The following is a 13768-nucleotide window of genomic DNA, read 5'->3' as shown; positions in this document are numbered from 1 at the left end:
GAACCGGTTGTTGTTGTTTTAAGTCAAGACTTCATACGTCGCCATCAGGAATTGTCCCGAATGGCGACTTGCTGTCAAACGAAGATTCGTTTCATTCGTCCCTTCCGGAAACAGCGGGATGCCTGTTCCGAGGATGACGGGTGCGATCGCCAGTTCAATCGAGCGGATGCGTTTTAAACGCAACGCTTCTTGAATCAATTCGCCACCACCGACAAGCCAGACGTTACCTTCGATCGTTGGCGTGATCCGGTCAAGCAGTTGATCGAGCGGTTCATCCGTATAGGTGACCGTCTCAGACGTTCGTTGCGTCCAACTATAGATATAACTCGGAATATCTGCGTAAGGGTATGTCTCGCTGAGTTGCAGGACCTCATCATATGTTTTTCGTCCCATGATGACGGCACCGACTTGATCATAGAACGCTTGATAACCATTATCCCCGTCTCCGGCAACGGCAAATAACCAATCAAGTGAACCGTCGAGTCTAGCAATTTTCCCGTCAAGACTACAAGCGATATAAAGAACGGTCGTAGGTTGTGACATCCATAATTCCTCCTTTTGCATCGTGTGACTTCATCTTAGCGTATAATGACGACAAAAGATGTCGTTATTTGAGGAGGAAATGTATGAATACGAGACAATGGCGTTTAGTCCGCTTGTTAAACCGGGGGGAACACTTCTCTGCACGGATGCTTGCGGAAGAATGTCAGGTGTCGATCCGGACGATTCAACGGGACATGACGGTACTTGAAGCAAATGGTTATCCGATCTACAGCGAACCAGGCGTAGCGGGGGGTTACCGGATGCTGCCGCACCGGAACATGCCGCCACTCGTCTTGACGGATGAAGAGACGATTGTCTTATTCATCCTTCTGGAATGGGTCGGACAGATTCCCGATTTTCCATTCGGTACGATTCGACAGGAAGTCGCTGAACGCTATGCGAACGAGTTACCGAAAATGACGGAGCAACAGATTGTAAAATGGAAAGACAGCTTTCGCTTTCAAGCGGTCGATACACCACCGTCGCCGCAAAATCCTGCGTTACTCGACTTGTTAGAGAGCGGACGGATGGGGAATATTCTTTATGAGACGACAAAAGGACGACACGTGATCGTCGTGGATCCGATCGGTATATCGTTCGAACAGAATCGCTGGTACTTCTATGGACAGACGAATCGAGGGTATCGCCAGTTCCGTGTCGATCGGATTAAAGACGTGACGCTCCATGAGTTGCCGGCAACCGAGTTAACCTTTTCAGATTTGGAGCAGGGTACGGCACACGTACCGATGACGACGGTGAAACTGGAAGTATCACCATTAGGCGAACGGTTGCTAGAGGGGATTTTACCGATTCAGTCGGAACGAACATGGTTGGTTCCGGAAACTGAACTGCCGTATCTCGGACGCCAATTGATGCGGCTCGGTCCGGAAGTGCGAGTCCTTGAACCACTCGAACTCCGGGAGCAGTTGATTCGTCAAGCAGAAGAAATGATTGCTGTGCAACGGTCCGATAAGGCGCTCGGACAGGATTGATTAAAAAACTATGTTAGGATATAGGTAGAAAGAAACAATAGAGGAAGGGGTCTTCCATGGAAACACTATCATTGATTTTATTGATGCTTGCGCTTATTTTATTGACGCAAGTCATCGGACATTACATCCGTTTCATCCCAACGGCTTTGATTCAAATCATTGCCGGAACCGTCGCCGCTCTCCTGATGAGTGGTTTGACGATCGAGGTCGAATCCGAGTGGTTCCTCCTCTTATTCATCGCACCGTTACTTTACAACGATAGTTCTCACTTCCCACGAGAAGATTTATGGCGGATGCGGACAGCGATCTTCGGGAACGCGATCATTCTCGTCTTGTTGACGACGATCGTCGGAGGGTACTTCATCAACTGGTTGATTCCAGTTATTCCAGTCGCTGCTGCCTTTGCTTTGGCTGCGATTTTATCGCCAACGGATCCGATTGCCGTCAACGGGATCGCGAAACGTGTCCAGATTCCAGAACAGATTCTGACACTCGTCCGTGGAGAGTCGCTGATCAATGATGCTTCAGGATTAGTTGCGTTCAGTTATGCGGTCGCTGCTGTCGTCACAGGATATTTCTCGCTTCAAAGTGCGACGACTGAGTTCTTCTACATGTTCATCGTCGGAGCATTGATCGGATTGACGATCTCACTCGCGATGAACTTTCTCAAGGTTCGCTTGCGTCGCGCCGGCATTGAAGATGTCGTCTTTTATGCCTTATTGCAAATTTTAACGCCATTCATCATCTTCTTCATCGCCGAAGAAGGGTTTCACGCGTCAGGCGTCATCGCCGTCGTGACAGGTGGTATCTTGCATGCCTTGATCAAAGAACGGACGGAAACGTTCTTTGCACAAGAGCAGACGTTGACGGATAACATCTGGACGATGATCGCGTATACGTTAAACGGGATCATCTTCTTATTGCTCGGTTTGACGTTACCAGAAGCGACACGCGAGATTTTTGCGGATGACGCGATCAACAACTGGCGTCTCATGCTATATGTCATCGAAATCGGTTCATTCATTCTCGCGATCCGTCTCGTCTGGACGATGTTCTTCAATTGGTTCGATCATCGGTTCTTTAAAAAAGAGGACCGCGATCATCGTCGACCGTCCTTCAAACAAGATTTAATCACGACACTGGTCGGGGTTCGCGGAACGATCACGATGGTCGGGGTCTTGTCATTACCGTTCTTGACGGAGTCCGGCGAAGCCTTCCCAGAACGCTCATTGATTATCTTCCTTGCAGCGGGTGTCATTATCTATACACTCGTTCTCGCAACGATTCTCTTACCGGTCTTGAACCGTGGTGAGGCGGCTACACCAATCGCACTCGACCTGAATGCCCAAAAACAACGGATGATTCGCCGTGCAATCTCAGAAATTAAACAAGTGACGGACGAAGACAATGCAGTCGTTGCGTTTGATCTCCTTAATGAGTATCATGTCATGCTTCGGTTACTTCGGGCACAGGAAAAAAGTCAGGAAGAGCTCGATCAATTCAATGATCAATTGAAAGCACTGCGACTGGAAGCCGTCCAGTGGGAAAAGGAAGAATCAAAACGTTTCGTCGCTGAGCACAAGGTGCCGGATCTGTTGAAGAAGGATGTCTTCCGCTCGATCGAAAACCGTCGTAAGGCGATCGGCAAGGATTCGCGTTTCCAAATCGTCCAACCGATTCGTAAATTGTGGTGGAAGCGGAAACGATCGAACATGTCGTCTGATGCGTTGATTCAAATGACACAAGTCGAGCATGAACTGTATGAAAAGGTAATGGGCACAGTGATTGAACGTCTCGAGAATTGCCGTTCATCGTATCCGCCAGACGTCGTTCAAAGCGTGCTGGAGTTCTATAAACGACTTCGCTTCAAACATACGCGCTGGTCGTCACCAATCGGTGGCAAGGACGTCGATCAGCAAAAAGAAGAACTTTGCTTGAAAGCTATCGAAGTTCAGCGTCTTGAAATCGCGAATATGTCGAAAGAAGGGGATCTCTCGAACGAAGAGGAGAAGGAATTACGCCGCTTCATTCACTACATCGAGAGCGTCGTTTTGTACGAATACGTTGAATAATATTTATCAAAAGACAAGAAGAGCAAACTTCAAATGCTCTTCTTGTCTTTTTTTATATCATGACTTGAGTGCCAACTTCCGAAAAAATAAAGCGAGTAACTGTATGGGCATATGGATGGATTTGTTCTATAAAAAATTCTGCCTCTTGAAACGTTTGGAAATGTAATTTTAGCATGAAGCAAGAATCACCTGATATTCGATAACAAAAGTCAACGTTAGTAAGTTGCTGTATGTGATTTTTAAATGTATCGTAGCGTCCTTCTTTAATGGTTGCTTCTACTAAGCATTCAATAGGAGACCCTAACTTTTCGTAATCGATTTTTAAACTGTATTTTTGAATGAGTCCAAAAGATTCCATTTGTCGGACACGCTCTGTTACGGAGGGAGCGGATAAATTAACTCGTTTTGCTAATGAACGCATCGATAATCGACTATCTTGAGCTAATTCATTTAAAATTTGTCGATCAATTATGTCAATTTTCAATTGTAAATCCTCCTCCGAAATAAAATGTTGAACAGTAAGTATTTTATCGTCAAATGTATCAAATGAAATGCAAGGATGCTTGATTATTATATAAAATATTTTGTAGAAGGAGTGACGAGAATGACAAAAATACCTTTATCCCAAATAGGAGAAACACCGTTTCAGAAATTATTAGGTCACAACGCCAAAATCTTAAATAGTTGGACGATGCTTGAAAGAGACTTGGTTGAAGAAGGAATCCTAAGTTCAGATTTGAAAGAACAAGTTCGAAGAACATTGGCACAATCAAATGGATGTGCCTATTGTAAGGCTAAAGGAAAGCCGAAGAAGAACATCATGGATGAAAAAATGATTTTAGCTATTGGATTTGCAGATCTCTTTTTAACGGTAAAGGGGAATATTCCTGATTCCATATTTTCATTGATGAAAGAAACATTTACTGCTCAAGAAATCAGCGAGTTATGTGCGTTCATTACGTTTTGTACAGCATCTCAATATTTTGGAGCAATCATGAATTTACAGCCAACAGATATCCCTGATTCGACTTATACTTAATTGAATGCTCATTAGTTCAACGTAAATATAAAGAAATACTAGGACATATTTGATTCGTTATTGTTAGTCTGAAGATAAAAATGTAACTCTTTAATAAAGTGATAAAAATTGAATTTTTTGTTGGTCTTAATCATTTTCTTTACATCAGAGGTTTTCCTCTAGTACTTTCCGAACAGCCCAACGTTGATGTTCGTGGAATAAATCTTCTGTTGCTTTAGAAGGATTAATCCACCTTAAAAAGTGGTTTTCTTCAATGGAATCTTTTATTTTTTTATCCGCATGACAGATATAAAAATAACCTTCACCCAAATAGTAAGTACATTCATTGTGAGAGTAGAAATATCGATTTGCGCGTCCGATAAAAGCACCGATTTCGATATCCAGTCCGGTTTCTTCTAAAACTTCTCTTTTAATACAGTCCTCGTGCGTTTCGTGTGCATCGATTCCGCCACCTGGAAGAAAATATTTACCGTCATTTTTTTGAATGATAGCTATTTTGTCTAACTGACGATTGAACATTACAGCATAGATAGCCGGTCTTGTTATGTAGCGTTGATTATTTTCTTTCTGACCAAAGGAGATGACATCCATTCCTACATCCGTCCTTTCATATGATCTTTCATTTTGAATTATACCTTAAAAAGTAACTTACACGGAGGAGCTACTCATTCATGGGCATCACCGATACAAAAACCCCTCATTTCGATTTAGAAATGAGGGGTTACCTATGAATAAAGATGGTTCGTTTCAAACGAAATGTCTGATGGATTAACCGAGCGACAAGTATTTGACTTCGAGATAATCTTCGATGCCGTAGACGCCACCTTCACGTCCAAGACCACTCTCTTTGTAGCCACCAAATGGGGCTTGTGCTGCAGATGGCGCACCATCGTTCAGACCGACGATCCCGTATTCGAGTCGTTTTCCGAGCATCAATGCTTCATCGATGCGTTCAGAGAACGCGTAAGCCGCTAGTCCGTATGGCGTGTTGTTCGCCCGTTCGATGACTTCATCAAGTGTCTCAAAGACAGAGATCGGTGCGAGCGGACCAAACGTCTCTTCCTGCATGCAAAGCATGTCTTCTGTGACATTCGCAAGCACGGTTGGAGTGACGAAGTAGCCGACCGATTCGTCAATCGTACCACCAGTCAGGATCGTTGCCCCTTTTGCGACAGCGTCATCGATGTGTGCTTTGACTTTTGCGACGGCTTTCGCATTAATCAATGGACCAACTGTCGAGTCAGCGTCCATCCCGTTACCGACTTGCAGTTGTTTGACGGCTGCTGTGAATTTTTCCGTGAATGCGTCAAGAACAGACGCTTGCACGTAGAAGCGGTTCGTCGCGACACACGCTTGTCCACCGTTCCGGAATTTTGAGCGCATTGCCCCTTCAACGGCTTTATCGAGATCCGCATTTTCCGTGACGATGAAGGGTGCGTGACCACCGAGTTCAAGTGATAGTTTTTTCATCGTATCGGCTGCTTGACGCATGATCAATTTCCCGACGGCTGTTGAACCTGTGAACGTGATCTTCCGGACGCGAGAATCGGCTTGCCAGACACCACTGATCGTTGCCGCGTCACCTGTTAGGACGTTGATGACACCTTTAGGGATACCTGCTTCCTCTGCTAATTCAACGAGGCGAAGTGCCGTAAACGGTGTTTCTTCCGATGGTTTAAGGACAATTGTACAACCCGCTGCAAGAGCCGGTGCAAGTTTACGTGTGATCATCGCTGCCGGGAAGTTCCATGGTGTGATCGCTGCGACGACACCGACTGGTTCTTTTTCGACGAAGAGTCGTTTTCCTGGAACAGAAGCCGGAATCGTTTCACCGTAAATCCGGCGTGCTTCTTCAGCGTACCAACGGACGTATTGATTTCCGTAATCGACTTCACCGAGTGCTTCGACGTACGGCTTTCCTTGTTCTGTCGTCATGATCCGAGCGAGTTCCTCACGGTGTTCGTTGATCAAGCGATACCAGGCATCGACTAAATTCGCGCGTGTGTCTGCTGTTTCATTTGACCACTTGACGAATGCTTCGCTCGCTGCGTCAACGGAACGTTGTGCGTCTTCCGCTGAACTTGCAGGAACATGTCCGAGCAGTTCTTTCGTTGCTGGGTCGTAGACCGGAATCGTTTCTGTCGTATCGTACCATTCACCATTAATTAAGTTCTTTTCAATCATCTTGTTGCACCTCCGTGAATTTCATTACGTCCTTTATTAAACACCTCAAGACGAGTGAGCGGAAGTTCCGCTTTGGATGGACAGTCATAACGAAACGGAATGACTCAAAAAAGTAGTTAATCGACTGAACAATCGGGAACAGTTAGAATAGAGGGGGATGAAAACGTCAAAATTGATGAAGGAGTCGAAAAACATGAGACGGAACTGGATCATTGGCGGTGTGGCGCTGAGTCTGCTACTAAGTGGATGTGGGGAAAGCGAAGTCAGCGAGAAAAAGTCGGAAAAAACACGAGAGTCACAGCAAAAAAGACAAGCTTCGCAACAGGCATACATAGAAAAGACGATACAGCGTGCTGATCGTTACGCTGCCCAGTACGATTATGACCGGGCGATCAAAGTGTTGAAACCCGTCCGCGCAAAAGAGACGAATCTGAAAACGGAAGAATACGAACAGAAAAAGCAGGCGCTCCTGCCTGTGACGAAACCTGTGCCACATCTCTTTTTCCATTCACTGATTGCTGATCCAAAACAAGCGTTTGACGGCGACCGCAAGGAGGCGGGATACGACGATTATATGGTGACGCAACAGGAGTTCGAACGAATTTTGGATGCATTGTATAAAAACGATTACGTACTCGTCCGACCGACGGATTTAGCAAAAGAAGCGAACGGAAAGATTGTCGAGACACCGGTTCGTTTACCAAAAGGAAAACATCCGCTCGTGCTCTCGCAGGATGACGTCAATTATTACGAATACATGGAAGGGGATGGATTTGCGAAGAATTTAAAAGTGAAGGATGGCAAAATCGTCAACACGATGGTCGGAAAGCCCGACGGCGCCTATGATCTCGTACCAATCGTCGATGCGTTCGTCCAGTCTCATCCTGACTTTTCGTATAAAGGCGCGAAAGGGTTGCTCGGCATCACAGGCTATAACGGAGTGCTCGGGTATCGTTCTTCTTACAATCAATATGGGCACAATGAAAAGGTCGAAACGGCACGAAAACAAGCGAAGCAGACCGCCGTCGCATTAAACAAGGACGGCTGGCAGTTCGCGAGTCATACGTACGGACATATTTGGGTCGGAAAAGAATCAGTCGCGACGATCCGCGCGGATCTTAAACGCTACAAACAGGACGTTGCCCCGCTGATTGGAAAAACGCCGCAACTGATTTATCCTTACGGCAGTGATGTCGGGGATTGGCACGATTATTCGGGTGAGAAATATCGTTTGCTCATCGATAGCGGGTTCCGGTATTTCTTCAATGTCGATGCGAGTCAACATGCGTGGAAGCAAATTGGTCCCGACTACTTCCGCCAAGCCCGGATCAACGTTGATGGGATTCGTTTACGCCAAGCCGTTGCTGGAAAGACGAGCGTACTCGATCCATTCTTTGATGCGAAAGAGGTCTTTGATTCAGTACGACCGGAACGGAAGTGAGTGATCGAAAACTATTTGAAATCATCGATTAAAGAAATTAAAACGGTAGTGGCTGCGTTCCGTCCTGATCCGTAAATTGATAGGTCTTCGCGAGATCGGCAACGAAGACGGCTTGTCCAGAATAACGTCTAACATCTTCATCCGCCATCAGCGCTGTAACGGCTCGTCCGATATAGGTCGTCGATTCAGTCGTGGCACTCGCGAAACCGGCATCGACAACCCGTTCCGTTCGCATGAAACCGGGGCAGAGCGCGATGACAGAGATATTCGTTTGAGTCAGCTCTTGCGCCATGACGTACGTCATCCGATTAATTGTTTGCATTGCCAAATCATAGTAGAGGTTTCCTGCAACCTGATCTGGAGCGAATGACGTCAAATTGATGACGAGTGCGGCTGGACTTTGTTGCAGTAATGGCATCGCGGCCCGAATCGTCCACAAATACGCTTTTGGTCCGGCAGACATCATCGCGTCCCAATGCTCCGGTGGTCGCTCCCAAAACCGTCGTCCGGTTCCAGACGGTAAATGGCTTTCCGAACCATCGAACACACAATTGACGAGGAGATCGATTCGACCATGTCGGTGCTGGATCTGCTGAATGAGACGATCGATATCGTCAAGACTCGTATGGTCACAAACGATGGGGATGCCAAGTCCGCCGCGTACCGTGACACCAGCAGCCGTCTCTTCGATCGTTTCGCTTCGATGATCCGTCGTCTGTTCATTCGTACTTCGTCCCGTGACGTAAACGATCATTCCGGCGTCACCTAAGGCATAGGCGATGCCACGTCCGGCGCCACGGGAGCCACCAGTGACGAGTGCAATACGTTTTGACATGATGAAGCTCCTTTCAGATACGAGAAGACGGATGGGCAGATGCGCATCCGTCTTCTTCTGTCTTAAAAACCTTTAATCGTCATCCCACCATCGACATAAAGCGTTTGCCCGGTCACGTAACGGGCAGCGGCAGACGATAAGAAGACGGCTGGTCCAACCAGTTCTTCTAATTCACCGACCCGCCCGAGTGGTGTCACGTCAACGATCTCTTGCAGGTATGTAGAATCTTTCAGCAATGGTTCCGTTAATGGTGTCTTAAAATACCACGGTCCGATCGCATTGACGCGAATGTTTCGTGGTCCCCATTCAAGCGCCAGTACTTTCGTCATCTGAATCATCGCTGCTTTCGTCGTCGCATATACGACGCCGGTCCGTAAGGCGACGTGACCAGCAACCGAGGCGATATTCAGAATGCTTCCACCTGTCTCCTGCATCCGTTTACCGACTTCTTGAGCGAAAAAGAAAGCGGATTTCAGATTAGTCTGTTGGATCGTTTCCCACTCGTCTTCTGTTACATCGAGTGCCTTCGAACGAATGTTCATCCCAGCATTGTTGACGAGCCCGTCGATCTGCGGCACTTGTTCATAAGCCCGAGTCACCGTCTCGACGACTTGTTTCCGGTCAGTGATGTCGCACGGGAATATGTAAGCCGTTCGACCGAGTCGTTCGATTTCTTGTGCCGTCTCCTTCAAATCCCGTTCCGTCCGCGCGACGAGAATGATGTTCGCACCGGCTTCTGCCATCCCGATGGCGAGCGCGCGTCCGATGCCTCGCCCAGCTCCTGTGATGAGAAACGTCTGATCAGTTAACGAAAAACTTGGAAGATACATGATGTCACGTCCTTTTAATGAGAGTCACCACTTACTCTAATGAAAAATTGACTGAAAAGAAAGAAAAATCACTCCGTGGCAGAATAGGGATGGTAAAATATTGAAAAGGAGGGATGGGATGAAGCGTGGGTTAGTTGTGACATTATGTATAGCAATCGTAAGCCTTGCTGCTATTCAACTGGTCGGTACGGAAGTCTATCGTTATTTCTTTTATGATCCGGCAACCTATCAAGCCCGATTTATGGTTGATGGAGGCGGAAAGGAAGAAAGGAAACCGACCAAACAAAAAATCGACACCCAAAGCGGGGAATTTGCGGATAAGGATGCATTAGGAGTTGTTACCTTTTACAGTGTCGTCGGTCTTGCCATACTACTAATCGTCCTCTTCAGTGTGCGTTACTTCTTGAAGCGTTTGCGAATACGACGCAGACGAGAGAATGTAATCGACGATTTAATGGAGCCGCCGCCGGTCTTTTCCCCAAATCGTTCCACACGACAAACACTTGTTGGTGAAGAATCAGAGTCAGAGATTCGCCGTCTGTTACAAACGTTCGATCGGCAACTGACACGACAAAAACGCCGCCGCTCCGAAGAGACGGTCGGCGAATGGTTACAGCGGATTGATGTCACGCTCGATCCATCGATCTATCATCTTGTCCGGTACGGTGAGACACCGGACTCGGCGATTTCACAAGATCAGGTCGATGATTTGAGACATGAACTACAAGTGCACCTTCAGCGCGACTGACCGAGTAAATCAAGCAGGATCGCATGATGGGAGGCGTCTCGTGAGACGAGTGACAATTCGCGGACGACATCAAACCCGTCGACCGGTAACGTCTTGATTTCAGGGGACAGTCCATCTTGGAAAATCTCCGGCAATAGAGCGATACCAAGTCCTGCACGGATGAAACCGAGGACGCTTGATCCGAATTCCATCTCGTTTTCTGATTGATAGACAGCACCTCGCTCGATGAACGCGTCCTTTAGGATGTTCGTCGAATCGCAATCGATCGGAAGCGACAAGAAAGAGGCGTCACGAATTTGCTCAAACGCCACAGACGTACAGCCTGTGAATCGTTCATCGTCTTGATGGACATAAAGTAAAAAGTTCTCCGTATACAAATGGGTCGTATGATACGGATGGACATGGTGACGATCGTCGAGTAAGACAGCATCGTATCGGCGTTCTTCAAGACCTTGCATCAAATCGATCGTCGTATGCGCCGTCTTCAACTTGAGATCTGGTGCTGTTGCTTGACGCGAGACGTGACGCGGGAGATACGTCATCGCGACGCTTGGCCATGATCCGAGCGTTAAGGTCGTCCGTTCGTCGATCGTACCGATCCGTCGTTTCATCTGATCGATCCGATCAATCAGTTCACGACTCTCTTCAAAGACGATTTCGCCTGCTGGCGTCAACGTGACACCATGTGCCGATCGGTGTAACAAAGAGACATCAAGCGCACTCTCAAGACTTTTGATTTGTTTACTTAACGCCGGTTGCGTCATATGCAATACTTCGCTTGCTTTCGTCAGGCTGCCGGTCTCCGCGGTGACGAGGAATGCCTCCATCCATTCGGTCTTCATTGGTTCACGCTCTTTTCATACAGGTTGTTTAGAACGTACGTCATTTGAACGCATCTGACAATCATTTTGCATTTTTTATATTCTTAGTTTAGAATATTCCAAATTGGGAATATATAAAATAAAGAGGTGAACGGATATGAACGATCGGATACCAATACGATTCTCAGCACTCGGAGACGCGACACGGCTCCAACTGATCGAAGCGTTACGAAACGGTCCTCGCTCCGTCAATGAGTTAGCTGAACAATTACAGTTACGCCAACCGCAAACCTCGAAGCATTTGAAGCTGTTGCTTGACGCGGAACTGATCACTGTCGAACGACAGGCGAATCGTCGCTTGTACAGTCTTCGTCCAGAAGCGTTTCGAGAACTCGTCATATGGAGCAACTCGCTAGCGCAAATGGAGGCCCGCATGCATCGTTTAGACGCACATTTGAAGCAGATTCAGTCGAACGTGAAGGGAGACGGGACGAATGAAAAAGGAATTGAAGACTTCGATTGAGGGGAAGACGCTACGAATGGAATGGACGTGTGAAGCGCCGCGAGATAGCGTCTTTGCCGCATTTACGGAAAAAGAACAGCTTGAAGCGTGGTGGGGACCGGAAGGCTGGGAGACAGCGATCAAGACGTTCGAATTTCAACCGGGTGGTATGTGGCATTATTGCATGCGCTGTGTTGATCCGGCGCAAGGTGACTTTTACGGCATGGAGTCGTGGGGGAAAGCGATTTTCAGAAACATCGATGCTCCGAACACGTATAGTCATGCCGATTACTTCTCAGACGCGTCAGGGGTGATCTCTGAACATTTACCAGGAAGCGAGAATGTCACGACATTCATTGATCATGGGGAGACGACGTTGATCGTCTTCGAGTCGACCTATGAGACAGAAGAAGCTGTGCAAGAAGTGCTCGGTATGGGGATGAAGGAGGGCTTTACGTCGCAACTGTATCGCCTCGATCGTCTATTAGCGAAATAGTGAGAAGGAGTCGGTGAGTGATGCGAAAGCTCTGTCTTGTGGTATGTCTGCTTTGTTTAGCTGGTTTCGGAAAATATACGATGGAAGAGGAGAAGAAGAATGGCGACATCATTGTCCAGAAGGATGTTACGAACAGAGACCGATTCGAGTCCTTTTTGAAAAAGTCAACGCAAGGCAAATCGGATCAGATTCGCATCACGGCGTTTACGACTGAAGGAGACCCGATTTTGTATGATGTCAAGTATGATGGTAAGTCGTATCAATACACGTCCGATTCATCGCGTGATCAGTTCGGTACGACAGACGATGATCGTAAAAACGAAATCTGTCAGCAACTCAACAAGACAAGCGATAAGAAGCAGTCGATCTATACGTTACGTAAATGCGCTGAAGAAGCGGAACATGAGCTCCTGCGATTGCCAAAACAATAATCAAAAAGGATCGTGTCCCGTCGAATCAATCAGCGGGCACGATCCTTTTTATTCGATCTCGAGACGACGCAAGGCTTCGCGCCAACTGGAGAAACGTTCAATCAACAACGTCAGTGAAGGTGCTTGGTGCGCACGCGCCCACTTGGCATATTGTTGACTCGTCAGAAGTGGTCCATGCGTGGCTGCAGCTTGTTCAAGAGCGTCTAAGCAGTCTTGATCTGTGAAGAAGCCGTTCGAGGTGAGGTCGAAGTGTGTTAAGGCATTTTTCCATGTACCGAACCGACGAATGATCGTATTGGCACTTAACATCTCCGGATGTAGATCCCGCAATTCCGTGTAGGAGCGAATCGTCATGTTCGTTCCTTTCTGTGCGACATAAAAAGCGACGCTTTCTTCGATCGACCACCGTTTCGTTCGCTTGACCGCAGCGGGACGGTTCAACGTCATGCGTTCTTTCGTCGATAAATGGGAAGTCTTGACGATTCCCGCTCGTTCTAACAGGTGTGCCCACGAACCGAATCGGGCATTGATCTCTTCAAGCGAAGGATAAGGAAGTTGAGCTGCTAACTTTTGATAATGGGTAGCTTTCATAGGTGAATGGTGCATTTGATGAAGACCTTGAATCAAGCGGATGATCTTCTCATCCGTTGCTAAGGTGGAAGTGGAAGTCGGATGTTGACGCATGCAAGATATCTCCCTTTTGAATGGTTGTTTCAATTACAGGCTAGTGTAGCATGAGAGATTTCAAGAACATACTAACAATATCGTAAGGTAAGAAAAATAGCGCATTTCTATCCGAGAAATACAGGGAAATCAGTAGGGAAACACGAATAC

General features: G+C 47.1%; 16 protein-coding genes. 8 read left to right on the top strand and 8 right to left on the bottom strand.

Features of this window, described 5'->3' with window-relative positions:
• Window positions 1-18: 18 nt before the first annotated feature.
• Entirely contained in the window at window positions 19-543 is a 525-nt protein-coding gene (locus P401_RS0107060) for a dihydrofolate reductase family protein (RefSeq protein ID WP_029341863.1), read from the bottom strand.
• 83 nt (window positions 544-626) lie between these two features.
• Between P401_RS0107060 and P401_RS0107055 the strand changes: the two genes are divergently transcribed.
• Both P401_RS0107055 and P401_RS0107050 read left to right on the top strand, forming a co-directional pair.
• Entirely contained in the window at window positions 627-1535 is a 909-nt protein-coding gene (locus tag P401_RS0107055) for a helix-turn-helix transcriptional regulator (protein ID WP_029341862.1), read from the top strand.
• 56 nt (window positions 1536-1591) lie between these two features.
• Window positions 1592-3607 carry a Na+/H+ antiporter gene (locus P401_RS0107050; protein WP_023468480.1) on the top strand — a complete coding sequence of 672 codons (2016 nt, stop codon included), beginning with the start codon at window positions 1592-1594 and terminating at the stop codon, window positions 3605-3607.
• Window positions 3608-3659: 52 nt separating this feature from the next.
• Here the strand turns inward: P401_RS0107050 and P401_RS0107045 are convergent, their stop codons facing one another.
• Window positions 3660-4091 (bottom strand): Lrp/AsnC family transcriptional regulator, encoded by a 432-nt coding sequence (locus tag P401_RS0107045; protein ID WP_029341861.1) that lies wholly within the window; start codon window positions 4089-4091, stop codon window positions 3660-3662.
• 120 nt (window positions 4092-4211) lie between these two features.
• On the opposite strand from P401_RS0107045, the gene P401_RS0107040 reads away from it, so the two are divergent.
• Entirely contained in the window at window positions 4212-4646 is a 435-nt protein-coding gene (locus P401_RS0107040; RefSeq protein WP_029341860.1) for a carboxymuconolactone decarboxylase family protein, read from the top strand.
• Window positions 4647-4790: 144 nt separating this feature from the next.
• Here the strand turns inward: P401_RS0107040 and P401_RS0107035 are convergent, their stop codons facing one another.
• Window positions 4791-5237, bottom strand: a complete 447-nt coding sequence (locus P401_RS0107035; protein ID WP_029341859.1) for an NUDIX hydrolase — start codon at window positions 5235-5237, stop codon at window positions 4791-4793.
• Window positions 5238-5414: 177 nt separating this feature from the next.
• Window positions 5415-6830 carry an NAD-dependent succinate-semialdehyde dehydrogenase gene (locus tag P401_RS0107030; protein WP_029341858.1) on the bottom strand — a complete coding sequence of 472 codons (1416 nt, stop codon included), beginning with the start codon at window positions 6828-6830 and terminating at the stop codon, window positions 5415-5417.
• A gap of 193 nt (window positions 6831-7023) precedes the next feature.
• On the opposite strand from P401_RS0107030, the gene P401_RS0107025 reads away from it, so the two are divergent.
• Window positions 7024-8271 carry a polysaccharide deacetylase family protein gene (locus P401_RS0107025; protein WP_236627088.1) on the top strand — a complete coding sequence of 416 codons (1248 nt, stop codon included), beginning with the start codon at window positions 7024-7026 and terminating at the stop codon, window positions 8269-8271.
• A 37-nt stretch (window positions 8272-8308) separates the two neighbouring features.
• On the opposite strand, the gene P401_RS0107020 is transcribed toward P401_RS0107025, so the two are convergent.
• Both P401_RS0107020 and P401_RS0107015 read right to left on the bottom strand, forming a co-directional pair.
• Complete coding sequence (locus P401_RS0107020) at window positions 8309-9106, bottom strand: SDR family NAD(P)-dependent oxidoreductase (RefSeq protein ID WP_029341856.1); 798 nt, start codon at window positions 9104-9106, stop codon at window positions 8309-8311.
• A 62-nt stretch (window positions 9107-9168) separates the two neighbouring features.
• Window positions 9169-9936, bottom strand: a complete 768-nt coding sequence (locus P401_RS0107015; protein ID WP_029341855.1) for an SDR family NAD(P)-dependent oxidoreductase — start codon at window positions 9934-9936, stop codon at window positions 9169-9171.
• 118 nt (window positions 9937-10054) lie between these two features.
• On the opposite strand from P401_RS0107015, the gene P401_RS18040 reads away from it, so the two are divergent.
• Window positions 10055-10684 (top strand): hypothetical protein, encoded by a 630-nt coding sequence (locus P401_RS18040; RefSeq protein ID WP_051656276.1) that lies wholly within the window; start codon window positions 10055-10057, stop codon window positions 10682-10684.
• Here P401_RS18040 and P401_RS0107005 read toward each other — a convergent pair.
• Window positions 10672-11526, bottom strand: a complete 855-nt coding sequence (locus P401_RS0107005; RefSeq protein WP_029341853.1) for a LysR family transcriptional regulator — start codon at window positions 11524-11526, stop codon at window positions 10672-10674. The genes P401_RS18040 and P401_RS0107005 overlap by 13 nt on opposite strands.
• 136 nt (window positions 11527-11662) lie before the next feature.
• On the opposite strand from P401_RS0107005, the gene P401_RS0107000 reads away from it, so the two are divergent.
• Genes P401_RS0107000 through P401_RS0106990 form a run of 3 tightly spaced genes read left to right on the top strand, consistent with a single transcriptional unit; the run spans window position 11663 to window position 12934 of the window.
• Complete coding sequence (locus P401_RS0107000) at window positions 11663-12028, top strand: ArsR/SmtB family transcription factor (protein ID WP_051656275.1); 366 nt, start codon at window positions 11663-11665, stop codon at window positions 12026-12028.
• The gene (locus tag P401_RS0106995; protein WP_029341851.1) at window positions 12000-12503 is read left to right on the top strand and encodes an SRPBCC domain-containing protein; all 504 of its coding nucleotides are present in this window, start codon (window positions 12000-12002) and stop codon (window positions 12501-12503) included. The genes P401_RS0107000 and P401_RS0106995 overlap by 29 nt, the downstream gene beginning before the upstream one ends.
• Window positions 12504-12523: 20 nt before the next feature.
• The gene (locus P401_RS0106990) at window positions 12524-12934 is read left to right on the top strand and encodes a DUF4362 domain-containing protein (protein ID WP_029341850.1); all 411 of its coding nucleotides are present in this window, start codon (window positions 12524-12526) and stop codon (window positions 12932-12934) included.
• A gap of 48 nt (window positions 12935-12982) precedes the next feature.
• On the opposite strand, the gene P401_RS0106985 is transcribed toward P401_RS0106990, so the two are convergent.
• Window positions 12983-13618: a hypothetical protein gene (locus P401_RS0106985; protein WP_029341849.1), complete on the bottom strand. Its 636-nt coding sequence runs from the start codon at window positions 13616-13618 to the stop codon at window positions 12983-12985.
• Window positions 13619-13768 lie beyond the last annotated feature (150 nt).

Origin of the sequence: Exiguobacterium acetylicum DSM 20416 (assembly GCF_000702605.1) — a bacterium.
In the GTDB taxonomy this organism is placed as follows: domain Bacteria; phylum Bacillota; class Bacilli; order Exiguobacteriales; family Exiguobacteriaceae; genus Exiguobacterium_A; species Exiguobacterium_A acetylicum.
This window is presented reverse-complemented; position numbering and strand designations above follow the sequence as displayed.

What these genes read in the sequence shown, in the direction of transcription:
- P401_RS0107000 (WP_051656275.1), top strand. Translation starts at nt 11,663, where the DNA reads ATGAACGATCGGATACCAATACGATTCTCAGCACTCGGAGACGCGACA.
- P401_RS0107030 (WP_029341858.1), bottom strand. Translation starts at nt 6,830, where the DNA reads ATGATTGAAAAGAACTTAATTAATGGTGAATGGTACGATACGACAGAA.
- P401_RS0107055 (WP_029341862.1), top strand. Translation starts at nt 627, where the DNA reads ATGAATACGAGACAATGGCGTTTAGTCCGCTTGTTAAACCGGGGGGAA.
- P401_RS0107020 (WP_029341856.1), bottom strand. Translation starts at nt 9,106, where the DNA reads ATGTCAAAACGTATTGCACTCGTCACTGGTGGCTCCCGTGGCGCCGGA.
- P401_RS0107015 (WP_029341855.1), bottom strand. Translation starts at nt 9,936, where the DNA reads ATGTATCTTCCAAGTTTTTCGTTAACTGATCAGACGTTTCTCATCACA.
- P401_RS0107050 (WP_023468480.1), top strand. Translation starts at nt 1,592, where the DNA reads ATGGAAACACTATCATTGATTTTATTGATGCTTGCGCTTATTTTATTG.
- P401_RS0106995 (WP_029341851.1), top strand. Translation starts at nt 12,000, where the DNA reads ATGAAAAAGGAATTGAAGACTTCGATTGAGGGGAAGACGCTACGAATG.
- P401_RS0106990 (WP_029341850.1), top strand. Translation starts at nt 12,524, where the DNA reads ATGCGAAAGCTCTGTCTTGTGGTATGTCTGCTTTGTTTAGCTGGTTTC.
- P401_RS0107040 (WP_029341860.1), top strand. Translation starts at nt 4,212, where the DNA reads ATGACAAAAATACCTTTATCCCAAATAGGAGAAACACCGTTTCAGAAA.
- P401_RS0107005 (WP_029341853.1), bottom strand. Translation starts at nt 11,526, where the DNA reads ATGAAGACCGAATGGATGGAGGCATTCCTCGTCACCGCGGAGACCGGC.
- P401_RS0107025 (WP_236627088.1), top strand. Translation starts at nt 7,024, where the DNA reads ATGAGACGGAACTGGATCATTGGCGGTGTGGCGCTGAGTCTGCTACTA.
- P401_RS18040 (WP_051656276.1), top strand. Translation starts at nt 10,055, where the DNA reads ATGAAGCGTGGGTTAGTTGTGACATTATGTATAGCAATCGTAAGCCTT.
- P401_RS0107035 (WP_029341859.1), bottom strand. Translation starts at nt 5,237, where the DNA reads ATGGATGTCATCTCCTTTGGTCAGAAAGAAAATAATCAACGCTACATA.
- P401_RS0107060 (WP_029341863.1), bottom strand. Translation starts at nt 543, where the DNA reads ATGTCACAACCTACGACCGTTCTTTATATCGCTTGTAGTCTTGACGGG.
- P401_RS0106985 (WP_029341849.1), bottom strand. Translation starts at nt 13,618, where the DNA reads ATGCGTCAACATCCGACTTCCACTTCCACCTTAGCAACGGATGAGAAG.